General features: G+C 60.1%; 17 protein-coding genes. 11 read left to right on the top strand and 6 right to left on the bottom strand.

The features are described from left to right. The first annotated feature begins 84 nt into the window (after positions 1 to 84). From WG78_RS10425 to WG78_RS22405, 11 genes are all read left to right on the top strand, one after another. Positions 85 to 549 carry an acyl-CoA thioesterase gene (locus tag WG78_RS10425; RefSeq protein WP_053937761.1) on the top strand — a complete coding sequence of 155 codons (465 nt, stop codon included), beginning with the start codon at positions 85 to 87 and terminating at the stop codon, positions 547 to 549. Further along, a complete protein-coding gene (locus WG78_RS10420; RefSeq protein WP_053937760.1) occupies positions 546 to 959 on the top strand; it encodes a tellurite resistance TerB family protein in 414 nt (137 codons plus the stop codon). Before WG78_RS10425 ends, WG78_RS10420 begins: the two co-directional genes overlap by 4 nt. 157 nt (positions 960 to 1,116) lie before the next feature. Continuing rightward, complete coding sequence (locus WG78_RS10415; protein WP_053937759.1) at positions 1,117 to 2,925, top strand: methyl-accepting chemotaxis protein; 1,809 nt, start codon at positions 1,117 to 1,119, stop codon at positions 2,923 to 2,925. Beyond that, on the top strand, positions 2,922 to 3,434 hold the full coding sequence (locus WG78_RS10410; protein ID WP_053937758.1) for a DNA-deoxyinosine glycosylase: 513 nt from the start codon (positions 2,922 to 2,924) through the stop codon (positions 3,432 to 3,434). Before WG78_RS10415 ends, WG78_RS10410 begins: the two co-directional genes overlap by 4 nt. An 11-nt stretch (positions 3,435 to 3,445) precedes the next feature. Then, positions 3,446 to 4,084, top strand: a complete 639-nt coding sequence (locus WG78_RS10405) for an HAD family hydrolase (RefSeq protein ID WP_053937757.1) — start codon at positions 3,446 to 3,448, stop codon at positions 4,082 to 4,084. Positions 4,085 to 4,487: 403 nt separating this feature from the next. Continuing rightward, entirely contained in the window at positions 4,488 to 5,231 is a 744-nt protein-coding gene (locus tag WG78_RS10400) for a fimbrial biogenesis chaperone (protein WP_152969148.1), read from the top strand. Positions 5,232 to 5,331: 100 nt separating this feature from the next. After that, a complete protein-coding gene (locus tag WG78_RS10395; RefSeq protein WP_053937755.1) occupies positions 5,332 to 7,560 on the top strand; it encodes a fimbria/pilus outer membrane usher protein in 2,229 nt (742 codons plus the stop codon). A gap of 543 nt (positions 7,561 to 8,103) precedes the next feature. After that, positions 8,104 to 8,481, top strand: coding sequence for a Csu type fimbrial protein (locus tag WG78_RS10390; RefSeq protein ID WP_053937754.1), 378 nt, complete (start codon positions 8,104 to 8,106; stop codon positions 8,479 to 8,481). A 164-nt stretch (positions 8,482 to 8,645) separates the two neighbouring features. Then, positions 8,646 to 9,155, top strand: a complete 510-nt coding sequence (locus tag WG78_RS10385; protein WP_053937753.1) for a Csu type fimbrial protein — start codon at positions 8,646 to 8,648, stop codon at positions 9,153 to 9,155. Between the two features lie 238 nt (positions 9,156 to 9,393). Next, entirely contained in the window at positions 9,394 to 10,155 is a 762-nt protein-coding gene (gene loiP, locus WG78_RS10380; protein ID WP_053937752.1) for a metalloprotease LoiP, read from the top strand. Between the two features lie 1,502 nt (positions 10,156 to 11,657). Next, positions 11,658 to 11,966 (top strand): hypothetical protein, encoded by a 309-nt coding sequence (locus WG78_RS22405; RefSeq protein WP_152969147.1) that lies wholly within the window; start codon positions 11,658 to 11,660, stop codon positions 11,964 to 11,966. A gap of 54 nt (positions 11,967 to 12,020) precedes the next feature. On the opposite strand, the gene WG78_RS10375 is transcribed toward WG78_RS22405, so the two are convergent. From WG78_RS10375 to WG78_RS10350, 6 genes are all read right to left on the bottom strand, one after another. After that, entirely contained in the window at positions 12,021 to 12,581 is a 561-nt protein-coding gene (locus tag WG78_RS10375) for an HI_0983 family protein (RefSeq protein WP_152969146.1), read from the bottom strand. 116 nt (positions 12,582 to 12,697) lie between these two features. Beyond that, positions 12,698 to 13,582: a succinate--CoA ligase subunit alpha gene (gene sucD / locus WG78_RS10370; RefSeq protein WP_053937750.1), complete on the bottom strand. Its 885-nt coding sequence runs from the start codon at positions 13,580 to 13,582 to the stop codon at positions 12,698 to 12,700. A gap of 22 nt (positions 13,583 to 13,604) precedes the next feature. Next, positions 13,605 to 14,777, bottom strand: coding sequence for an ADP-forming succinate--CoA ligase subunit beta (sucC, locus tag WG78_RS10365; RefSeq protein WP_053937749.1), 1,173 nt, complete (start codon positions 14,775 to 14,777; stop codon positions 13,605 to 13,607). Between the two features lie 76 nt (positions 14,778 to 14,853). Further along, positions 14,854 to 16,287, bottom strand: a complete 1,434-nt coding sequence (lpdA, locus tag WG78_RS10360) for a dihydrolipoyl dehydrogenase (RefSeq protein WP_053937748.1) — start codon at positions 16,285 to 16,287, stop codon at positions 14,854 to 14,856. Between the two features lie 68 nt (positions 16,288 to 16,355). Beyond that, on the bottom strand, positions 16,356 to 17,615 hold the full coding sequence (odhB, locus tag WG78_RS10355) for a 2-oxoglutarate dehydrogenase complex dihydrolipoyllysine-residue succinyltransferase (RefSeq protein WP_053937747.1): 1,260 nt from the start codon (positions 17,613 to 17,615) through the stop codon (positions 16,356 to 16,358). Positions 17,616 to 17,698: 83 nt separating this feature from the next. Then, the gene (locus WG78_RS10350) at positions 17,699 to 20,524 is read right to left on the bottom strand and encodes a 2-oxoglutarate dehydrogenase E1 component (protein ID WP_053937746.1); all 2,826 of its coding nucleotides are present in this window, start codon (positions 20,522 to 20,524) and stop codon (positions 17,699 to 17,701) included. Positions 20,525 to 20,573: the final 49 nt, after the last annotated feature.

Genomic DNA, 20,573 nt, shown 5'->3' with positions numbered 1-20,573 from the left:
CTAGCAGATCGGGCCCGGCGGTTGCGGCGGCGCAGGCATCCGAATACACTCGATCGCACCGTTCCGGCATACCCCAAACACGTTATGGCCCGCATCAAACTTGAACCGCCGCACTGGGTGGACTTTGCTACTGAGCTGACCATTCGGGTGACTGATATCAACTATGGCGGACACTTGGGCCATCAAGAGCTGATTGGTCTGCTGCATGAGGCGCGGGTGCAGTATTTTGCGCATTATGATCAAACCGAGACCGGCCGCGATGGCGAGCCCGGCATCATCATGAATGACCTTGCCATCAACTATCGCAGCGAGGCATTTCTGGGCGAAACATTGCAGATTTCGATGGCGGGCGCGGAACCCTGGCGCGCCGGCTTTGATCTTTATTACACCGTTAACGCCATCAGCCCCGACACCGGCACTGCGCCGCGGCGGGTGGCTGTCGCCAAAACGGGGCTTACATTTTTTGACTACAACGCACGCAAACTGGCCAGCTTGCCCGCCGCATGGGCCGCCAGACTGACACGCCCACTACAGGATCAAGCGGTATGAAAAAGTACGCCAACAACAGCGCCGAAGCCATGGCGCGCATTCTCGTCATGCAGATGATGTGTGACGGCAATTTCGACCCTGCTGAAATCGACGAACTCGAACACCTGCGTGTGTACGAAGCGCTCGACATCACGCGCAAGGGCTTTATCACGGTACTGCAGGATTACTGCAACGACCTCAGCGACGACGCATCCGAAGACGGCAATATCCGCCTGGTGGATGCCGAGCGTATCGATCAGTTGCTCGATAGCGTGGACGATGGCCGCAAGCGTCTGATGGTGGCCGCCATCGCATTGGGCATTGCGCGTTCTGATAATGATTTCAGCGACGTGGAGCTGGTGGTGTTCCGCCATATGCTCAAACGCTGGCATCTGACCCTGGAAGACCTGCAATCCGCCTTCGCGGACTAATGCGTTGCACCCTGTAGCGCGGTCGCTCTGACGGAGACCGCCCAACCGCCGGCGACCTGGCTCGCCGGCGTTGCCGTATCTAACGGTTCTGCACTTTCATACATCCTTATATAAAAACAGGTATGCATTGCGCATGCCATCCGGGGGAGTTCCAGGGATGCAATGGATCGATCAGTTTCATGCGGCGCTTGAGCGCTCATTGCTGTTTACGCTCAACCGCAAGTTTGCCTTTCTCTATCTACTCCTGCTGTTTCCGCTGGCCCTTACCCTGATCGCCACTTCAGCGCAAAGCCAGCTGGCCGAGGTGATTCGCGCCCATCACCTCGATGCCGCCACCGCTGCCGACCTGACCGGCGCACTGGAACATCTGGCGCTGTGGGGCTGGATTTTGCTGGCTGGCGCGGCCGCTTTCATTACCGTGCAAGTCATCTATTTCAATTTCTGGATTGCCCGCCCCGTCGGCGCCATCACCCGCGTGTTTAACGAAGTGGCTCGCGGCGAAGGCGATTTGTCGCGCGATGTGCCAGTCATCACCACCGATGAAATCGCCGCGCTGGCGCTCAGCTGCAACCGCTTTCTGGCCAAGCAACGCGAAGTGATCGCCAGCGTGCAGACCATGACCGTAGGCATTGCGCTGGAAGCCGCCAAATCGCTGAAGAACATCAAGGATTCGGCCACTTCGACGCAAGAACAGGATCAACTGGCGCAAACCGTGGTGGACGCCAGCAATGGCACCACGCAAGGCATCAACCATGTGTCGACGCGCACCCAGGACATCAGCGCCACCACGCGGCAAAACCTGGAGATGGCGCGCGCGTCGTATGCCGAATTGCAGGACGTGACCGCGCGCATCCACGCCATCAGCACTCGCATTGCCACGTTCAACCAGACGGTGGACGGGCTTAATCAGCGCTCGGCCAGCATCAAGTCGATTGTCGATCTGATCAAGGAAATTGCCAGCCAGACCAATCTGTTGGCACTCAATGCCGCCATCGAAGCCGCCCGCGCGGGCGAAACCGGCCGCGGCTTTGCCGTGGTGGCCGATGAGGTACGCAAACTGGCGGAGAAGGTCGGCGTCGCCACCGACGATATCTCGCACAACATCGACAACATGCTGGCGCAAGTGGCGGAAACGTTGGACGAAACGCATTTGATCACACACGACGCGCAGCACACGCGCGAAGTGGTCGAAGGCGCGTCGGCGCAATTTACCCGCATGGTCACCGACTTTGAACAGACCTCCAGCGCGCTGTCCGGCATCGCCACCACGTTGGGGCAGTTCAGCGTGGCCAACGACCAAGTCAACCATAACGTCACGCAAATCCACGATTTGTCGTTGGCGGTCAACGAACGCATGACCCGCTCGGCGCAGTCGTCGCAAGACCTGGCGCGCGCGGCCGAACAAGTACAGGAACTGATCGGCCGCTTTACCGTGGGCCAGGGCGATCTGGACGCCAATATCCAGTTGGCCAGCCGCATGCGCGATCAGGTGCAGCAACGCATCGAGGCACTGGCGCGCAGCGGCGTTAACGTGTTCGATCAGCAATATCGGCCGGTGGCGGGCAGCAAGCCGCAAAAGTATTCCACCAGTTGGGATCAGGCCTTTGCTCAGGCGCTGCAACCGCTGTTTGACGAGTTGGCGCGCACCGCCGTGGGCGGCAAGTTCAGTCTGGCTGTCGATACCAATGGCTATGGCGCCACGCATAACAGTTGGTATTCCAAAGCGGCCACGGGCGATGCTGCGGTTGACCTGATCAACAGCCGCGACAAACGTATCTTTAATGATCCCGCAGGCTTGCGCGCCGCCCGCAATACACAGCGCTTTTTACTGCAAACCTATGCGCGCGATACGGGCGAAATCATGACCGAACTGGACGTGCCGATTATGGTTAATGGCCGGCACTGGGGCGGTTTGCGCTTGGGTTTTGACGCCAGCGCCATGTTGGCCGCCACGCGCGCGGCATGACGCTCAAGCGCTGCTTTCCGCCGGTGGTAAACGCGCAAACGCGGCTGCTGGTGCTGGGCAGTTTGCCTGGCGAAAAATCGCTGGCCGCCGCGCGCTATTACGCCCATCCGCAAAACCGCTTCTGGCATTTGCTCGGTGGCGTGCTGCAGGTTGATTTGCCCGCCCAGGATTACGAGACGCGGCTGCAGACCTTGCTCGACCATCACGTCGGCCTGTGGGATGTGGTGGCCGAAGCCACCCGCGCTGGCAGCCTCGACAGCAATATCCGCGACCACGCCGCCAACGATCTCAGCGCCCTGATCGCCACTTTGCCGCAATTGCGCGCGGTGGCCTTCAACGGGGGCACCGCCGCCAGAATCGGCCTCAAACAATTGCTTGCCCCGCCCGTTGGGCTCGAAATCATCCTGCTGCCTTCCAGCAGCCCGGCGCATACGCGCCCGTTTGCTGAAAAACTGGAACAATGGCGCGTGCTCAGCCGCTTTCTGCAGCAACCTCTTCGATCCTCTTAAAGCTCAACCCCATGAACTACGATCTGATTTTGTTTGACCTTGATGGCACCCTCACCGACCCCATCCAGGGCATCGGCCGCAGCATCAACCACGCCTTGCAGCAATACGGTTACCCGCTGCAGGCCGAAGCCGAAATCAGCCGCTGGATTGGCCCGCCACTGGATATCTCGTTTCGCGCCATCACCGGCAGCCAGTCGGACGCGCATATTGCCGAACTGGTGATGTGCTATCGCGAGCGTTACGGCGATGTCGGTTATGCCGAAAATGCGCTCTACCCGGAAATCCCGGCTGCCTTGCAAGCGCTGACTGACGCGGGCGTGCCGATGGGCGTATGCACCTCCAAACGCGCGGATTTTGCCGAGCGCATCCTCAAGCTGTTCCAGCTGGATCAGCATTTCGGCTTTGTCAGCGGTGGCGAAATTGGCGTGCATAAATGGCAGCAGATCGAAGCGCTGAAAGCCGCAGGCGTGGCGAGCAACGCCAGCCTGATGATTGGTGATCGCGCGGTGGATATCACCGCCGCCAAACGCAACGGTCTGCATAGCGCCGGCGTGTTGTGGGGCCACGGCGGCCGGGCGGAACTGGAAGCGGAAAGCCCCGACTGGCTGTTTGCCAGCCCCACTGAGCTCAGCCAGTTGCTACCGCGCTAAGGCCATAGCGCCGGGCTTGCCACGCCAGCGGCCCAGCAAACACATACACGGCTGTCGGATTTATCAGTTTATTTGCATGAACTTCTACGCGGCGCTTGGGCGGGTCTGCATTGCGGATCAATGCCACGCGCCGCAACCGTTTGCGCCTTGCGCTACCGTCCATCCCCAGCCAGCCGTCTGATTTTAAAGGCTTTTATAGCGAGGTTTAGCTAAGCCTTTGATTTCTTTGACGACGGCAAGCACTTCATCCCGCCAGCGCACGCCGGATTTCCGCCGCAAAACCCGCGCCCCACGCCGGTGCGGCAACTTGCAATTGGCCTATTTTCTTATTGAATAAGAGGCACAGGGACGCGATTCCGACCGGGCGCAGTCGCCCCTCATTCATGCTTAAGGAAAACCCATCGTGCGACGTTACTCGGCACCGTTACACCGTTGCGTGCTGGCCGTGGTGGCCTTTGCACTCAGCCATGCCGGCTTTGCCGCCAATTACTTGCAGATCTCGCCCATCCTGCTGGAAATGCAGCAGGGCCAGACCGCTGCGGGCCTGCGTTTGCGCAACCCGGGCGACGAAGCCGTCAATGGCCAGGTGCGCGTGTATCGCTGGAGCCAGGTCGATGGCGAAGATCAGTTGGTGCCCGCCACCGACGTGGTGGCCAGCCCGCCGATTATCCAGGTCGATCCGCAAGGCGAGCAGCTGGTGCGGCTGGTGCGCACCAATGGCGCGTCGGTGACGGAAGAACAAAGCTATCGCTTGCTGGTGGATGAATTGCCGGGCGGCCGGATCGACCAGCAAAACAATGTGCGCCTGCGCCTGCGTTATTCGATCCCGGTGTTTGTGCTACCCCCCGGCACGCCGCAGCCCGATCTTAAATGGACGGTCGCGCCCAAAGGCAAGCTGCTTACGTTGCGTAGCCTTAACCGCGGCAAGCTGCATGCGCGCATCAGCAGCGCCACGCTGGTGACAGCGCAAGGCAAGAAAGTGACCATTGCCGAGGGCTTGCTGGGCTATACGCTGGCAGGCCAGCAACGCAATTGGGACATCCCGGCCGTCGCCGCAGCCGATCTGGCGGGCGCGCATGTTACGGCCACCATCAATGGCATGCCGAGCGATCTGCCGATTGAAGTGGCCAGCGCGGAGGAACATTGACCTGACCTCGGCGCCATTACCCATAACAAAACAGGCCGCAGCACTGCTCGCAGCCCTGATCACCGCCGGTGCTCATGCCGCCGACGACCCGTTGCCGTTGATGGATCTGCCACACGATGTGTACCCGGAGGTGACGGTTAACGGCACGCCGACGCGCTCGGTGGCGCATTTTCTGGAATACCAGGGCGAGCTGATGGTACGGCGCAAGGACCTGGAAGCGCTGGGCATTATCCCGCCCGCTTCCATTGCCGACGATGCGGCTACCATTTCGCTCGACCAGATTCCCAACGTCACCTACGAGTATCAATCGGCGCGGCAAACGCTAGACCTGAAAGTGCCCGAGACCATGCTGCAGGCGGTGGACATCAGCCGCGTCCAGCCGCGCCTGCTGCCCGCCAGCAGCGGTCTGGGCATGGTCATCAATTACGATCTGTTTACCCAAGGCAGCGGCAACACCCGCGATTATTCGCTGTGGAGCGAGGCGCGCGCCTTTGCGCCACTGGGCGTGGCCAGCACCACTGGCACGCTCTATGACACGCCGGCGCGCAAATACTATTTGCGTTTCGATACCACGCTCAGCCACTCCAATCCCGAGAACCTGACCACGGTGCGGGTGGGCGATTCGGTCAGTTCATCGCTGGACTGGACGCGCTCGGTCCGGCTGGGCGGCGTGCAATATCAGCGCAATTTCTCGCTACGGCCCGATCTGATTACGTTTCCGGTGCCGGCGCTGGGCGGCAGTACGGCGGTGCCATCCTCGGTGGACGTTTACATCAACAGCATGAAGCAATACAGCGGCGACGTGCCCGCCGGGCCGTTTGTAACGCATGATCCGCCCGGCATTGTCGGCGCGGGCAACGCCACCGTAGTGGTGCGAGACGCGCAAGGCCGCGAAGTGACCACCACCGTGCCGATCTATGTCGACACGCGTTTGCTCAACCCCGGTTTATCCAGCTTCTCGGTCGAAAGCGGCTTTGTACGGCAAAACTACGGCCTGACTTCATTCGATTACGACTACAGCCACCCCGCCGTCAGCGCCACCGGCCGCTATGGCTATAGCAAAGAACTGACCGTGGAAGGCCACACCGAGCTCAGCCGCGGCCTGGTCAATGCGGGCGCGGGAGTATTGGTCAAGCTGGGCAATATGGGCGTCGTCAATGCGGCTGCGTCGGCCAGCGGTGGTGAGTTGTCCGGCCTGCAGCTCAAACTTGGCTATCAGCTGATCACGCCGCATTTCAGCATTACCGCGCAAACGCAGAAAGCCACCTCCAACTTTGGCGATCTGGCCGCCGTCACCGGTTCGCCCGTGTTGCTGGAAACCGACCAGGTGGCGCTGTCGCTGCCCTTGTGGGGCCAGCAAACCATTTCGTTCAGCCTGGTGCAGCAACATCAAAAGGGGCAGCAGATTACGCGGCTGGGTTCGCTCAGCTACAACCTGGAGGTATCGCGCAATATCGGCTTTCTGCTTAGTCTGTATCGCGACTTTGCCCGCAGCGGCGAATCGGGCGGCTATGCCAGCTTTAACTTTGCGCTGCCCAATCAGATTACCGCGTCGGCGTCGCTCAGCACCGCCAACGGCCAGCGCAGCTGGGGCCTGAATGCAGCGCGCCCGGCCGATTACAGCGGTGGGCTGGGTTGGGCCGTGCAAGACAACAACAATGCCGGCAATCCCTACCAGCAAGCGCGCGCCAACTACCTGGGCCGGTATGGCGAAGTGCTGGGCTCGGTAGAAAACAGTAACGGCCAGCGCAATTACTCGCTGGATATGAGCGGCGCGCTGGTCTGGATGGACAGCGATGTGATCGCCGCGCGCCGTATCAGCGATGCCTTTGCCCTGGTCAGCACCGATGGCATGGAAGGCGTGCAGGTGCTGCATGAATATCGCCCGATTGGCGTCACCAACAGCAATGGCCACTTGCTGGTGCCTGATCTGATTGCATGGCAGACCAATCACGTTGCCATTAACGGCGTCAATTTACCGGCCGATGCGCGCCTGACCACCACGGATTCCGAGATCGTGCCGCAAGCGGGTTCGGGCGCGATGGCGTATTTCCCCGTTAGCCGTTATCGCGCCGCCACCGTCATCCTGCACGACGTTAAAGGCAACCCGCTGCCCGCGGGCCTGGGCGTACGCGATCTGCAAAGCGGCCGCGAATTTGTCGTCGGCTTTGACGGCGTGGCCTTTATAGAAGGCCTGGTGGCGCACAACACCATCCGCGTGGATGACGTCGATCTGCGCTGCGAAGTGAGCTTTGACTACACCCCCACCCCGGATAATCCGCTACCTACGCTGGGGCCCCTCACCTGCAACCCGGTCTCGGGTAACTAGGTGCAAAACCTGGGTGTTCTCCCGGGTTGACCTCAAAACGACATACCGTTTGTCAGGCGATGAAACCGCTGTCAGGGCGCTCATCCCAGGCGCGCTCCTTACACGCCTGGCCAGGAGCACTCCCAGGTTCCAGCGTTCCGCGCGCTGATTTTGCCCAGGAGCCACCCTGGTGTTGCAGCAGGGATTTTGTCTGCTATGGGCGCTGCAACCCTTGCCACTATTAGCTTGCACGCAATCAGTAGTTCAAACCGCCCTGTCCCCCCGACCCATTGCATGTAGGAAAGTGTCCGACAAGGCGTTTCTGAAACCTTACAAATTTTTGTGCAAGGAAAATCACGAAATCGCAAAAAATCGTAATTTTACTTACAAGCCGATGCATCCGGTGCGGCACCGCCCGCGTATATCCCCATGTGCAAACCACTCTGCACACGGCGCGGCTGCTGGATTTGACGCGACAAAGCATTCTGCCTCTGGCAATATGCAGATGTCGTAAATGCGCAGTCGCAAGTTGACACTTATTGCAAGAAAACAGGGGTTTCAAACGTGGCATTCCACTCCATCCGCATCTCCGCCAAGACCGCCGCCGTCGCCATGACGCTGGCTGCCTGCGCCCTGCTGCCGACGGCGAATGCGGCGGATCACGCTACCCTGCAAGTGTCGTTGACCGTGGTTTCAGTCTGTACCGTGGGTTCGCAACAAGCACTGGCGGGTCAGGTGGGCAGCAACGTTAACGTCAGCTGCTCGTCGCGCACGCCGTACCAGGTTGAGGTGAGCAACCCGAGCCTGCATCAAACCCGCTCGGCCCTCAGCCGCGCCGAAGTCCAGCCGGAAACCGCCATCCCCGGCGCCGCGCAAACGCAAAACATGCACGCCGCCGTGGCCAACACCGCGCAAAGCGCCGTCGCTACCATCACTTTCTGATTGACCCGATCTCGCCGCCGTTGCGGTGAGCACTCCGCCCCAGGACCTGTCCTGGCCAGGAGCCATGCTAGCTATGCGCCTGCGCCGCCGTCCGCACAATGCATTCCATCGCCACCGTGTTTGCTGCAATACCCACGGCGGCCATCCCTTGCGGAGCGGACAGCATGACTACCCCAACGACACGTAAATTCGCAGGCCTTCTGGCCGTCGCCCTCGGGCTGATCGGCGCGCAGAACGCCATGGCGCTCACCACGCAGACCTCGCAGTTTCAGGTAAACCTGACGCTGCAGGCGGCGTGCACGATTACCTCGTCCGCACTCAATTTCGGCACTCAGGGCGTACTGACCTCGGCCATCAACCAAAGCACGCAGCTGAGTGTTACTTGTACCAATTCGGCGCCGTACAGCATCGGACTGGATGCGGGCAACGTCACTGGCTCTGCCGTCTCCAGTCGCTTGTTACAAGCGGGTGCGGGCGGGCCTACCGTAGCATTCCAGCTATACCAGGATTCCAGCCGCTCGCAAATCTGGGGCAACACCGTGGGCGTGGATGCACTGACCGGTGTGGGCAACGGCAGCGCGCAAACCCTTTCGGTCTATGGCCAGATTGCGCCCCAGAGCACGCCCGCAGCGGGCACCTATTCCACAACGATTACCGCGACGATCTCTTTCTGAGCCTCTGTTTTTTTAAAAAAACCGGGATCGCGCCAAACCGCATTCACTCCGCAAGGTGGATGGGCTGTCGTGGCAGGGACGGAAAAGGTCAGCCTTGAGGCTGGCCTTTTTGCTTTGCGCCAGTGCAATGCCGCCGTCAGCTTATGCGGGGTATCCCACATGGCAAGCGCACCGATCTGCGGCACAATGCGCACCTGATTACCGCATTGATACAACCGCATACAACAAGGACACACCCATGAAAGCCCTCACTCGCTATGCACTGCTGTGCAGCACCGTCGCCACCCTGTCCGCTTGCGCAGGCAGCGGCATGGATACCAACGCGCTGCTGGATTCCGGCACCAAGGTGGCCCAGGCCGCCACGCTGACCGACGCCGACATGCGCACCCTGACGGCCCAGTCGTGCCAGCAAATGGACGCCAAATCGCAGATCGCCCCGGCGGGCAGCACTTATGTCAAACGCCTGAACAACATCAGCAAGGGCCTGCCGACCGAAATCGCGGGCCAGCCGCTTAACTTCAAGGTGTATCAAACCAAAGACGTCAACGCCTGGGCGATGGCCAACGGTTGCGTGCGCGTGTACAGCGGCCTGATGGACATGATGACGGACGACGAAGTGCGCGCGGTACTGGGCCACGAAATCGGCCACGTCGCGCTGGGCCACAGCCGTAAAGCGGCACAAACCGCCTACGGCGTCGCCGCTGCGCGCGGCGCGGTCGGCGCGCTGGGCAATTCGACGGTTTCGGCACTGAGCAAATCGCAGTTGGCCGACTTTGGCGAGCAATTCGTGAACGCGCAGTTCTCGCAGAAACAGGAAAGCCAGGCGGATGATTATTCGTTCGATCTGCTCAAGCAAAAGGGCTACAACCCGCAGGCGCTGGTGAGCAGCTTCCAGAAACTGGCGACGCTGGATGGCGGCAAGAGCAGCATCATGAGTTCGCATCCGTCGTCTACGGATCGGGCGAAGCATATTCAGCAGCGGATTGCTAACGGGAAATAAGTGGGGGCGCTGCGAGGTTATGTTTTCGAGGTTTGGGATCGATGTGGTTTTAGTAGGTCTGGACTTTGAATATTTAGCCTGCGGTGTGGGTTGGGACGTCCGGCTTTGCCGGACTCTTGAACCTTTAACCGCTTAGGCTGCGGGGCAGGTTTTGAGGTTCGGCTGGTGTCTGGTAAATCTTTAGCCACCTGAGCCTGCGGCGTTTGTTTTGATGTTCGGCTGGTGTCTGGTAGATCTTTAACCGCTTGAGCCTGCGGCGCATGTTTTGAAACCGGGGGGCGCCCCGTTGCGCGTTGGTTTTCAGTGAAGACTTATCGTGCAACTTTGCTTCGCCAAAGAAAAGATAACCAAAAGAAAGGCGACCCCACTCGCGAATCCTTCGCTCGCCAGGGGGCCCGCAGGTCAAAAACCGAAACGGACCGTCGTGCACTCACATGGCTCAGCTGCCGCTCCGCGGAACTTCGGTCGGACGGAGCCCCAAAACCGGGTCTCCTTCCCCTCCCTCGACAGGTAATGCCTGCTGTTGGGACGCCGGGATTGCCTCGTTGCTGCGCAACATCGGGTGGGCGTGGTGGCGACGGGTAACAGTGAACATCGGCATCGCCTGCTTAACGCACCCACGCCGCACGGCCACTGCCGTCTAACTTGTCACCGTTCCCGCCACAAACCGCCAACCTCTCATAGGGTGGGTCAAGACCCACCACCCAAAGCCAAACGCAAGAAGGCTCAACTCAACTCACTAATTCACCACAGCTCGCAAGCACACGTAGGGTGCGTTACCCCGAAGGGGCAACGCACATTTCCCCGACTACGCCATGCCCGTCATTCCTTGCCACCATCCCGATTTTTCCCGTCTTTCACAACTTCGGTGGCATAACCAAAATGTGCGTTGCCCTACGGGTAACGCACCCTACGTTTCTTGAATGCCTCCGCCAGAAGGCAAGCATGCGAGCGTTTCGGCCGGTTGTTCTTGCATACTTCCGGGACGGAGCAAACATGTGGGCGTTTCGCACGGTTGTTCGTGCATGTCGATGCGGCAAGGTAAACATTCGGACGTTTGGCTCGGGCGTTTTTGCTTGCTACTTTGGGTGGTGGGTCTTGACCCACCCTATGGAGCGTCGTGGAAGGAATGGTGGCAAGTTAGTCGGCGGTGGCCGTGCGGGGTGGGTGCGTTAAGCACACGGTGCGGATGTTCATTGTTACCCGTCGCCACCACGCCCACCCGATGTTGCGCAGCAACGAGGCAATCCCGGCGTCCCAACAGCAGGCATTACCTGTCGAGGGAGGGGAAGGAGACCCGTTCTTTGGGGCTCCGTCCGACCGAAGTTCCGCGGAGCGGCAGCTGAGCCATCGAAGTAACAGACGGTCCGTTTCGGCTTTTGACCTGCGGGCCCCCTGGCGAGCGAAGGATTCGCGAGTGGGGTCGCCTTTCTTTTGGTTACTTTTTCTTTGGCGAAGCAAAGAAAAGTGACGTGCTCCCGGGCCCCCCCGGGTATCAAAACATGCGCCGCAGGCTCAAGCGGTTAAGGTTTATCGGCGCGGGCCGAACATCAAAACAAGCGCCGCAAGCACAAGCGGTTAAAGGTTCATTCGGCACCAGCCGAACATCAAAACGTCCGCCGCAGGCACAAGCGGTTAAGGGTTTGTTCGGCACCAGCCAAACATCAAAACAAGCGCCCCGAGCACAAGCGGTCAAAGGCTTATTCGGCACCAGCCGAACATCAAAACGCCCGCCGCAGGCAAACGCGGTCAAGGGCTTGCCCCGGCACCCGCTGAACAACAAAGCGCGCCCCGCAGGCATAAGCGGTTAAGGGCATGTTCAACACCAGCCAAACATCAAAATCCAGCGCCACAAGCCTACCCCGCTACTGACAACTCGCCCCCACCGCCAGCCCCTTCAACAACCCCAGATCCCGTTCCGTCGCCGCCTTCGCCTGGGCAAACAGCGCCTCATCCGATTTCCCGTCCGGTGCGGCAATTTGCCGGGCAAACTGCACCACCATCATGCCGCAGCCGTCCACCAGCCGTGCATGCCAGCTATTCGCCTCATAGGTCGGATGCGCTTTTTCGGGCGGGTACACAATCCGCACCCATGCTTCATCCTTCTGCACATCAAACATCAAAAACGGCGTGGGTTTTTGTCGTTGCAGATTGATGCGCGTTACTTCCGCCCATTGCGCCAGCGTGCCTTTGCCCACGTCCAGCTGGTTGATCGTCAGCAGCCGCGTCCAGTCCCACGTCGAGGCCTTCTCGCCGTCGGTGGTGTATTCGTGGATGGCCTGTTGCGGCATCGCTTTTTCGAAATCGACCGTGTAGGTCTTGCCATCAAATTCAATCTGCTTGGGCACCACCAACGTTCCGGCCGCCCACGTTGCGGACAGCGTCGCCGCCATCGTTACCGCTACCCCAAATCGCGCCAGTCGCATTGCCATCTCTCAAAATTTGCGTCGCCCCACAATACCGGGCCACCTCATCCGCCACAAATAAAAACGGCCCGCATCAGCGAGCCGTTTCAGCCACCACAACATCACAACATCAATGCTTAGATCATGCCTTTGGATTTCAGCAGATCGAACATCGTCTTGCCAATTTCAGCCGGGCTGCGGGTGTAGGCGATGCCGGCTTGTTCGAAGGCCTTGAACTTCTCTTCCGCCGTGCCCTTGCCGCCCGAGATGATGGCGCCCGCATGGCCCATGCGCTTGCCCTTCGGTGCGGTAACGCCAGCGATGTAGCCCACCACCGGCTTGGTCACGTACTGGCGCGCAAATTCGGCGGCTTCTTCTTCGGCGCTGCCGCCGATTTCGCCGATCATGATGATGGCGTCGGTGTCCGGATCATCCTGGAACAGCTTCAGCGCATCGATATGGCTGGTGCCGGGGATCGGGTCGCCGCCGATACCGATACACGTGGACTGGCCCAGGCCCAGCGCGGTGGTTTGCGCCACGGCTTCGTAGGTCAGCGTGCCGGAGCGGCTGACAATGCCGATGCGGCCCGGATTGTGGATGTGCCACGGCATGATGCCGATCTTGCATTCACCCGGGGTAATCACGCCGGGGCAGTTCGGGCCGATCAGGCGGATGCCGGCTTCGTCCACGGCTTTCTTTACATACAGCATGTCCAGCGTCGGCACGCCTTCGGTAATGCAGACGATCAGCTGCACACCCGAATCAATCGCTTCCAGGATCGAATCCTTGGCAAAGGCTGCGGGTACATAGATGACCGAGGCATCAGCCTGGGTCTGGCGCACCGCGTCTTTCATGGTGTTGAACACCGGCAGGCCCAGATGCTCGCTGCCGCCCTTACCCGGGGTAACGCCGCCGACCACCTTGGTGCCGACCTTCAGCGCTTGTTCGGCGTGGAAGGTGCCATTCTTGCCGGTGAAACCTTGCACCAGCACTTTCGTATCTTTATTAACCAGAACGCTCATTTCGGAATCCTTTGTGCGGTGATCAGGCCAGCGCGGCCACGGCAGCGACGATCTTCTCGGCTGCGTCGTTCAGGCCTTGGGCCGAAGTCAGCTTGAGGCCGGATTCATCGAGAATCTTCGCGCCCAGCTCTGCATTGTTGCCTTCCAGACGCACCACCACCGGCACGGTCACGTTCACTTCTTTTACGGCCGCGATAATGGCTTCGGCAATCATGTCGCAACGCACGATGCCGCCGAAGATGTTGATCAGCACGCCCTTGACTGAGTCATCGGCCAGGATCAGCTTGAAGGCTTCAATCACGCGTTCTTTGGTGGCGCCGCCGCCCACGTCAAGGAAGTTGGCCGGTTGGCCGCCCTTCAGCTTGATGATGTCCATGGTGGCCATGGCCAGACCCGCGCCGTTGACCATACAACCGATATTGCCTTCCAGCGCTACGTAGTTCAGTTCGAACTCGGACGCCTTCACTTCGCGTTCGTTTTCTTGCGATTTGTCGCGTTGCGCCAGCAGGTCCGGGTGGCGGAACAGCGCGTTGCTGTCCAGATTGATCTTGCCGTCCACGCAGGCCAGCTCGCCGTTTTCGCGCAGCGCCAGCGGGTTGACTTCAAACAGTGCGAAGTCGTTTTCGACAAACGCGTTGTATGCACCCAGCATCAGCTTGGCAAACGCACCGATCTGCGCGCCCGACAGGCCCAGCGCAAACGCGGCATCGCGCGCCTGGAACGGTTGCATGCCCACCAGCGGGTTCACTTCAATCTTGATGATCTTTTCCGGGGTTTCTTCCGCCACCTTCTCGATCTCGACACCACCTTCGGTCGACACCATAAACACCACGCGCTGCGAGCCGCGATCCACCACGGCGCCCAGGTACAGTTCGCGCTGCACCGGGTACATGTCTTCACACACCAGCACGCTGTGTACCGGTTGGCCAGCGGCGTCGGTTTGATAGGTAACCAGATTGGTGCCGATCAAACGCGTGGCTTCGGCGGCGGCTTCTTCGCGGCTCTTCACCACTTTGACGCCACCGGCTTTACCACGGCCGCCCGCATGCACTTGCGCCTTGACCACGGCAAACTTGCCGCCAAGCGTGTCGTAGGCGGCAGCGGCTTCTTCGCCGCTGTGGGCCAGAATGCCGCGCTGGACAGGCAGACCGTATTTGGCCAGCAGTTCCTTGGCCTGATATTCGTGCAGGTTCATGAGATTTCCTTTTGGAGATGCAAGCGGTGCGGCCGGAGCGCGCACCTCCCGTGTTAATCAGTTCAGGGTGCGGTAATCAGGAATGCAGACCGCGTTTGTCCACGCCCAGCGCGGCTTCGTGCATGGCTTCCGATAACGACGGATGTGCGTGCACGATGCGGGCGATGTCTTCGCTGGAGGCGCCAAATTCCATTGCCACCACGGCTTCGGTAATCAGCTCGGAGGCAAACGGGCCCACGATATGCACGCCCAGGATGCGGTCAGTTTTGGCATCGGCCAGCATTTTCACAAAGCCGGTGGTTTCGCCCAAGCCCAGCGCGCGGCCATTGGGGCTAAACGGAAACTGGCCTTTGCGATATTCGACGCCTTCGGCTTTCAGTTGCTGTTCGGTCTTGCCCACCCATGCCAGTTCGGGGCTGGTGTAAATCACCCACGGCACGGTGTTGAAATCGATATGCGGCTTTTGCCCCGCAATGCGTTCAGCCACCGCCACGCCTTCTTCCGACGCTTTGTGCGCCAGCATCGGGCCGCGCACCACATCGCCTACCGCCCACAGATTGGGCAGCGCGGTGCGGCAGTCTTCATCCACTTCGATAAAGCCGCGCTGATCCAGCTTCAGGCCCACGCTGTCGGCGGCCAGGTTCCAGGTATTGGGCACGCGGCCGATCGACACAATCAGCTTGTCGAAGGTTTCGGATTGCGGCTTGCCTTCGCTATCGGTCCATTCCACCGCTACATTGTCGGCGCTGGCTTTGGCGCTGGTGATCTTGATGCTGGTGCTGATCTTCAGGCCCAGATCGCGGATAAACGATTTTTGCGCTTCTTTGGCAACGGCTTCATCAGCGGCCAGCAAAAAGCCCGGCGCGGCTTCAAGGATGGTGACGTCGGAACCCAGACGCTTCCACACCGAGCCCATTTCCAGACCAATGACGCCCGCGCCAATCACACCCAGCTTGCCCGGCACGGCGGGAATCGACAGCGCGCCAACGTTATCCAGCACCACTTTGTTATCAAACGGCAGATCGGGCAGTTGGCGCGGCACCGAACCGGTGGCGATGATCACGTGGGTGGCGCTGACCACTTCGGTCTGGCCATCCAGGCTGACTTCAACTTGCCACTGCTCGCCTTCGCGGCCCAGCAATTTGCCGTGGCCAAACAGGCTGGCAATCTTGTTCTTTTTCAGCAAGAAGGCCACGCCCGTGGTCAGCTTGTTGACGATGCTTTGCTTGCGCTCCAGCATCTTGCTCACATCAAACTTTGCGCCTTCCACGGTGATGCCGTGCGCGGCAAATTTGTGTTCGATGCGTTCCCAGTTCTCGGACGATTCCAGCAAGGCCTTGGACGGAATGCAGCCCACGTTCAGGCAGGTGCCGCCCAAGCTGGCTTTGCCTTCGGCGTTCTTGAATTCATCGACGCAGGCGGTTTTAAAGCCCAGCTGCGCGGCGCGGATGGCGGCTACATAACCGCCAGGGCCGCCGCCGATCACCAGTACATCAAATTGTTGCGACATGTTCTTTTACCTTGTTTGGGCATCGAGTCGGGCGCGCCATCCGATCAGAACGGCGCGCCATCGCAGGGTTAGATATCCAGCAGCAGACGCGCCGGATCTTCAATTGCTTCCTTGATCGCCACCAGGCTCAGCACGGCTTCGCGGCCGTCGATAATGCGGTGATCGTACGATTGCGCCAGGTACATCATCGGGCGCACCACAATCTCGCCGTTCTCGACCACAGCGCGGTCTTTAGTGGCGTGCATGCCCAGGATGGCCGATTGCGGCGGGTTGATGATCGGGGTGGACATCATCGAACCAAAGGTGCCGCCATTGCTGATGGTGTAGGTGCCGCCGGTGAGTTCTTCCACGGTCAGCTTGCCTTCTTGGGCGCGCTTGCCAAAGTCAGCAATGGTCTTCTCGATATCGGCCAGGCTCAGCTGGTCGGCATTACGGATGATCGGCACCACCAGGCCACGCGGGCTGCCCACGGCCACACCCACGTCGTAATAGCCGTGGTACACGATTTCGCTGCCATCCACCGAGGCGTTGACGATCGGGTATTTTTTCAGCGCGTGCACTGCGGCTTTCACAAAGAAGCCCATAAAGCCCAGCTTCACGCCGTGGTCTTTTTCAAAGCGGTCTTTGTACTTGTTACGCAGGTCCATCAGCGGCTTCATGTTCACTTCGTTAAAAGTGGTCAGGATGGCGTTGGTAGCTTGCGATTGCAGCAGGCGCTCGGCCACGCGTTGGCGCAGACGGCTCATCGGCACGCGTTGTTCCTGGCGATCACCGGCTGGCAGCAGCACCGGAGTGGGTGCTTTGGCGGGCGACGGTGCGGCCGGGGTCGGCTTGTTGCCACCACCGGCAATCGCGGCTTGCACGTCTTCTTTCAGCACGCGACCACCACGGCCCGTACCAGCGACGCCGGAGGTATCCACATTGGCATCGGCAGCCAGCTTTTTGGCAGCAGGCATCACGGCGGTGCCAAAGCCCACGGCCGAGGCTTCCACGCCATGCGCTTCGGCAGCGGCTTCGACGCGCTTTTTGTCTTCCACCACATGCGGCGCCGGCGCGGCGGCGGCCGGAGCGGGCGCGCCTGCGGCAACAGCATCGGTATCAATCGTTGCGATCACATCATTGCTGGTGACCGAATCGCCTTCTTTACGTGCGATGGACACCAGCACACCGGCTTGCGGCGCCGGGATTTCGAGCACGACCTTGTCGGTCTCGATATCGATAATGCTTTCGTCACGCGCCACGGCGTCGCCTTCTTTTTTCTTCCATTGCAGCAGCGTGGCTTCTTCAACGGATTCGGGCAGTTGCGGCACCTTGATTTCGATGATCATGCAGTGTTTCTCCAATTGGGTATTCGGCCCCGCCGCGCGTTACGTGGGCGCAGCGGGTACAGCGTTGGGGGACGGCGGCGTTGTTACAGCGTCATGGCTTCGTCAAGGAAGGCTTTCAACTGCGCGGTGTGCTTGCTCATATAGCCCACGGCCGGCGAAGCCGACGAGCTGCGGCCCGCGTACAGCAAGGTTTGCTTGGGCAGCATCACGCCTTCCAGACGATGGCGGATGGCATGCCATGCGCCCTGGTTACGCGGCTCTTCCTGCACCCACATCAGTTCACGCGCATTGGGGTATTTTTCCATTTCGGCGCGCAATTCTTCAGTCGGGAACGGATACAGCTGCTCCACCCGCACAATGGCGATGTCCTTGATGTCACGTTCTTTGCGGGCGGCTTCGAGGTCGTAATACACCTGGCCGGCACATGCGATCACACGCTTCACCTTTTTGGCTTCCAGCCCTGCGGTGTCGCCAATCACGTTGCGGAATTCGCCGCTGGTGAACTGGTCGATCGGGCTGGCCGACATCTTGGCCTTGAGCAAACGCTTGCTCATGATCACGATCAGCGGCTTGCGCACCGGGCGGATCATCTGGCGGCGCAGCATGTGGAACACCTGGCTGGCTTCGGTCGGCTGCACCACCTGGATATTGTGCTCGGCACACAGTTGCAGATAACGCTCGACGCGGGCCGACGAGTGTTCGGGGCCGGCGCCGTCATAGCCGTGCGGCAAGAACATGGTCAGGCCACACAGACGGCCCCATTTGGTTTCGCCCGAGGTGATGAACTGATCGATCACCACCTGCGCGCCGTTACCAAAGTCGCCAAACTGCGCTTCCCAGATCACCAGCTCATCGGGCGCGGACGAGGCATAGCCGTATTCAAACGCCAGCACCGCTTCTTCGTTCAGGATCGAATCGATGACGGTGAAGTGCGCCTGGTTGTCGCTGAGGTATTGCAGCGGCACAAACGCGCCCTGATCCCAACGCTCACGGCCCTGATCATGGAACACGGCGTGACGGTGGTTAAAGGTACCGCGACCGGAATCCTCACCCGAAATACGGATCGGATAGCCTTCGGTCAGCAGCGTGGCATAGGCCAGATGTTCGGCCATACCAAAGTCGATATTCAGATTGCCGGCCACCATTTCGCGGCGGTCATGCACCACTTTCTCGACGGTGCGGTGCAGCTTGAAGCCTTCCGGCACGGTGGTGAACTTTTCGGTCAGCCGCGCCAAATCGGCTTGCGGCACGGCCGTGGTCACTGGGTGACGCCAGTGCGCGCCGATATAGCGGCTGAAGTCGATGGCGTACGAGCGCTTGTAGTCAGTCAGCGTGGTGCTTTCGACGTGCTCGCCTTTGTCCAGCGCAGCGCGGTAGGCCTGGATCAGCGCATCGGCCTGGTCGGCCTGGATCACGCCTTCGGCAATCAGCTTGTCGGCATATTTTTTGCGCACGCCCGGATGTTGCGCGATGCGCTTGTACATCATAGGCTGGGTCAGATACGGATCATCGGCTTCGTTGTGGCCGTGTTTACGGAAACACACGATGTCGACCACCACGTCTTTCTTGAAGGTCTTGCGGTATTCCATGGCGGCGTGGATGACAAAGCACACGGCTTCGGGATCATCGCCATTCACGTGGAAAATCGGCGCTTCAACCATCTTGGCGATATCGGTGCAATACAGCGTCGAACGCGTATCGCGGGTGTCGGAGGTGGTAAAGCCGATCTGGTTGTTGACCACCAGATGCACCGTGCCGCCCGTGCCGTAACCGCGCGTGGACGACAGGTTGAACGTGCCCTGGTTGGTACCCAGGCCAATGAAGGCCGAGTCACCGTGGATCAGTACCGGCAGCACTTGTTCGCCCGCACGGTCGCCGCGACGCTGTTGGCGCGCGCGCACCGAGCCTTCCACCACCGGGTTGACGATTTCGAGGTGCGACGGGTTGAACGCCAGGCTCAAATGCACCGGGCCGCCTGCGGTCGGGATATCGGCCGAGAAACCGTTGTGATATTTGACGTCGCCAGACGGCAGTTCGGTGGTCGGGCGGCCTTCAAATTCGCTGAACAGATCGCGCGGCTGCTTGCCGAGGATGTTAACCAGCACATTAAGGCGGCCGCGGTGGGCCATGCCGATCACCATCTCCTGCACGCCTTGCTCACCGGCCATCTGCACCAGGTAATCCATAGCCGGGATCAGCGAATCGCCGCCTTCCAGCGAGAAGCGCTTTTGCCCGACGTATTTTTTGTGCAGGTATTGTTCGAGCGTTTCGGCTGCGGTGACTTGCTTGAAGATGCGCAGCTTTTGCTCGGCGTTGAACGACGGCGTGGAGCGACGTTCTTCAAACCATTCCAGCACCCATTTACGGGTTTCGGAATTGGTGATGTGCATGAATTCCAGGCCGATATTGCCGCAGTAGGTCTGCTTGGCAAACGCCATCACTTCGGCCAGCGAAGCGCGCTCCATCGATTTGATATTGGTGCCGAATTGCAGCGCCATATCGGTTTCGGTAAAGCCATAAAATTTGGGATCAAGCTCTTCGACGTAGGCGGTGTCCATGCGGCACAGCGGGTCGAGTGTGGCATTGCGGCTGCCCAGCAAACGGTAGGCCTGCATCATGCGCAGTACTTCCACCTGTTTGCGCGACACCGAGTCATCGGCCACTGCCGCGTGTACGGCCATGGTTCGGGGCTGGCGTGCCAGTTGCCGGAACGATTCTTCGATCGGTGCGCGCGGGATATCGCGACCGCTGTTACCCGGCTGCTGTTGCAGCTTGTCGAAGTACGCCCGCCAACCGGCATCCACCTGGTTGGGGTCTTCCAGATACTGTTCGTACAAGTCCTCCACAAAGGGGGCATTGCCACCGAACAGGTGGGAATTGAGTTCTAGCTGTTCCAGCTCGCGTTTCATGGCCAGTGTGTCCTGTCTACTCCCCCGCTCTGCCTGGTGCGGGGCCTCG

It is taken from the genome of Amantichitinum ursilacus, assembly GCF_001294205.1.
Taxonomy (GTDB): Bacteria; Pseudomonadota; Gammaproteobacteria; order Burkholderiales; family Chitinibacteraceae; genus Amantichitinum; species Amantichitinum ursilacus.
Note: the sequence above shows the minus strand (reverse complement) of the source record. Positions and strands in the feature narration are given on the sequence as shown.

Excerpts from the sequence above, each read along its gene's own strand:
- lpdA (WP_053937748.1), bottom strand. The coding sequence starts at position 16,287 with ATGTCGCAACAATTTGATGTACTGGTGATCGGCGGCGGCCCTGGCGGT.
- sucC (WP_053937749.1), bottom strand. The coding sequence starts at position 14,777 with ATGAACCTGCACGAATATCAGGCCAAGGAACTGCTGGCCAAATACGGT.
- WG78_RS10410 (WP_053937758.1), top strand. The coding sequence starts at position 2,922 with ATGACGCTCAAGCGCTGCTTTCCGCCGGTGGTAAACGCGCAAACGCGG.
- WG78_RS10405 (WP_053937757.1), top strand. The coding sequence starts at position 3,446 with ATGAACTACGATCTGATTTTGTTTGACCTTGATGGCACCCTCACCGAC.
- sucD (WP_053937750.1), bottom strand. The coding sequence starts at position 13,582 with ATGAGCGTTCTGGTTAATAAAGATACGAAAGTGCTGGTGCAAGGTTTC.
- loiP (WP_053937752.1), top strand. The coding sequence starts at position 9,394 with ATGAAAGCCCTCACTCGCTATGCACTGCTGTGCAGCACCGTCGCCACC.
- WG78_RS22405 (WP_152969147.1), top strand. The coding sequence starts at position 11,658 with ATGCGCCGCAGGCTCAAGCGGTTAAGGTTTATCGGCGCGGGCCGAACA.
- WG78_RS10415 (WP_053937759.1), top strand. The coding sequence starts at position 1,117 with ATGCAATGGATCGATCAGTTTCATGCGGCGCTTGAGCGCTCATTGCTG.
- WG78_RS10375 (WP_152969146.1), bottom strand. The coding sequence starts at position 12,581 with ATGCGACTGGCGCGATTTGGGGTAGCGGTAACGATGGCGGCGACGCTG.
- WG78_RS10425 (WP_053937761.1), top strand. The coding sequence starts at position 85 with ATGGCCCGCATCAAACTTGAACCGCCGCACTGGGTGGACTTTGCTACT.
- WG78_RS10385 (WP_053937753.1), top strand. The coding sequence starts at position 8,646 with ATGACTACCCCAACGACACGTAAATTCGCAGGCCTTCTGGCCGTCGCC.
- odhB (WP_053937747.1), bottom strand. The coding sequence starts at position 17,615 with ATGATCATCGAAATCAAGGTGCCGCAACTGCCCGAATCCGTTGAAGAA.
- WG78_RS10420 (WP_053937760.1), top strand. The coding sequence starts at position 546 with ATGAAAAAGTACGCCAACAACAGCGCCGAAGCCATGGCGCGCATTCTC.
- WG78_RS10350 (WP_053937746.1), bottom strand. The coding sequence starts at position 20,524 with ATGAAACGCGAGCTGGAACAGCTAGAACTCAATTCCCACCTGTTCGGT.
- WG78_RS10395 (WP_053937755.1), top strand. The coding sequence starts at position 5,332 with ATGGATCTGCCACACGATGTGTACCCGGAGGTGACGGTTAACGGCACG.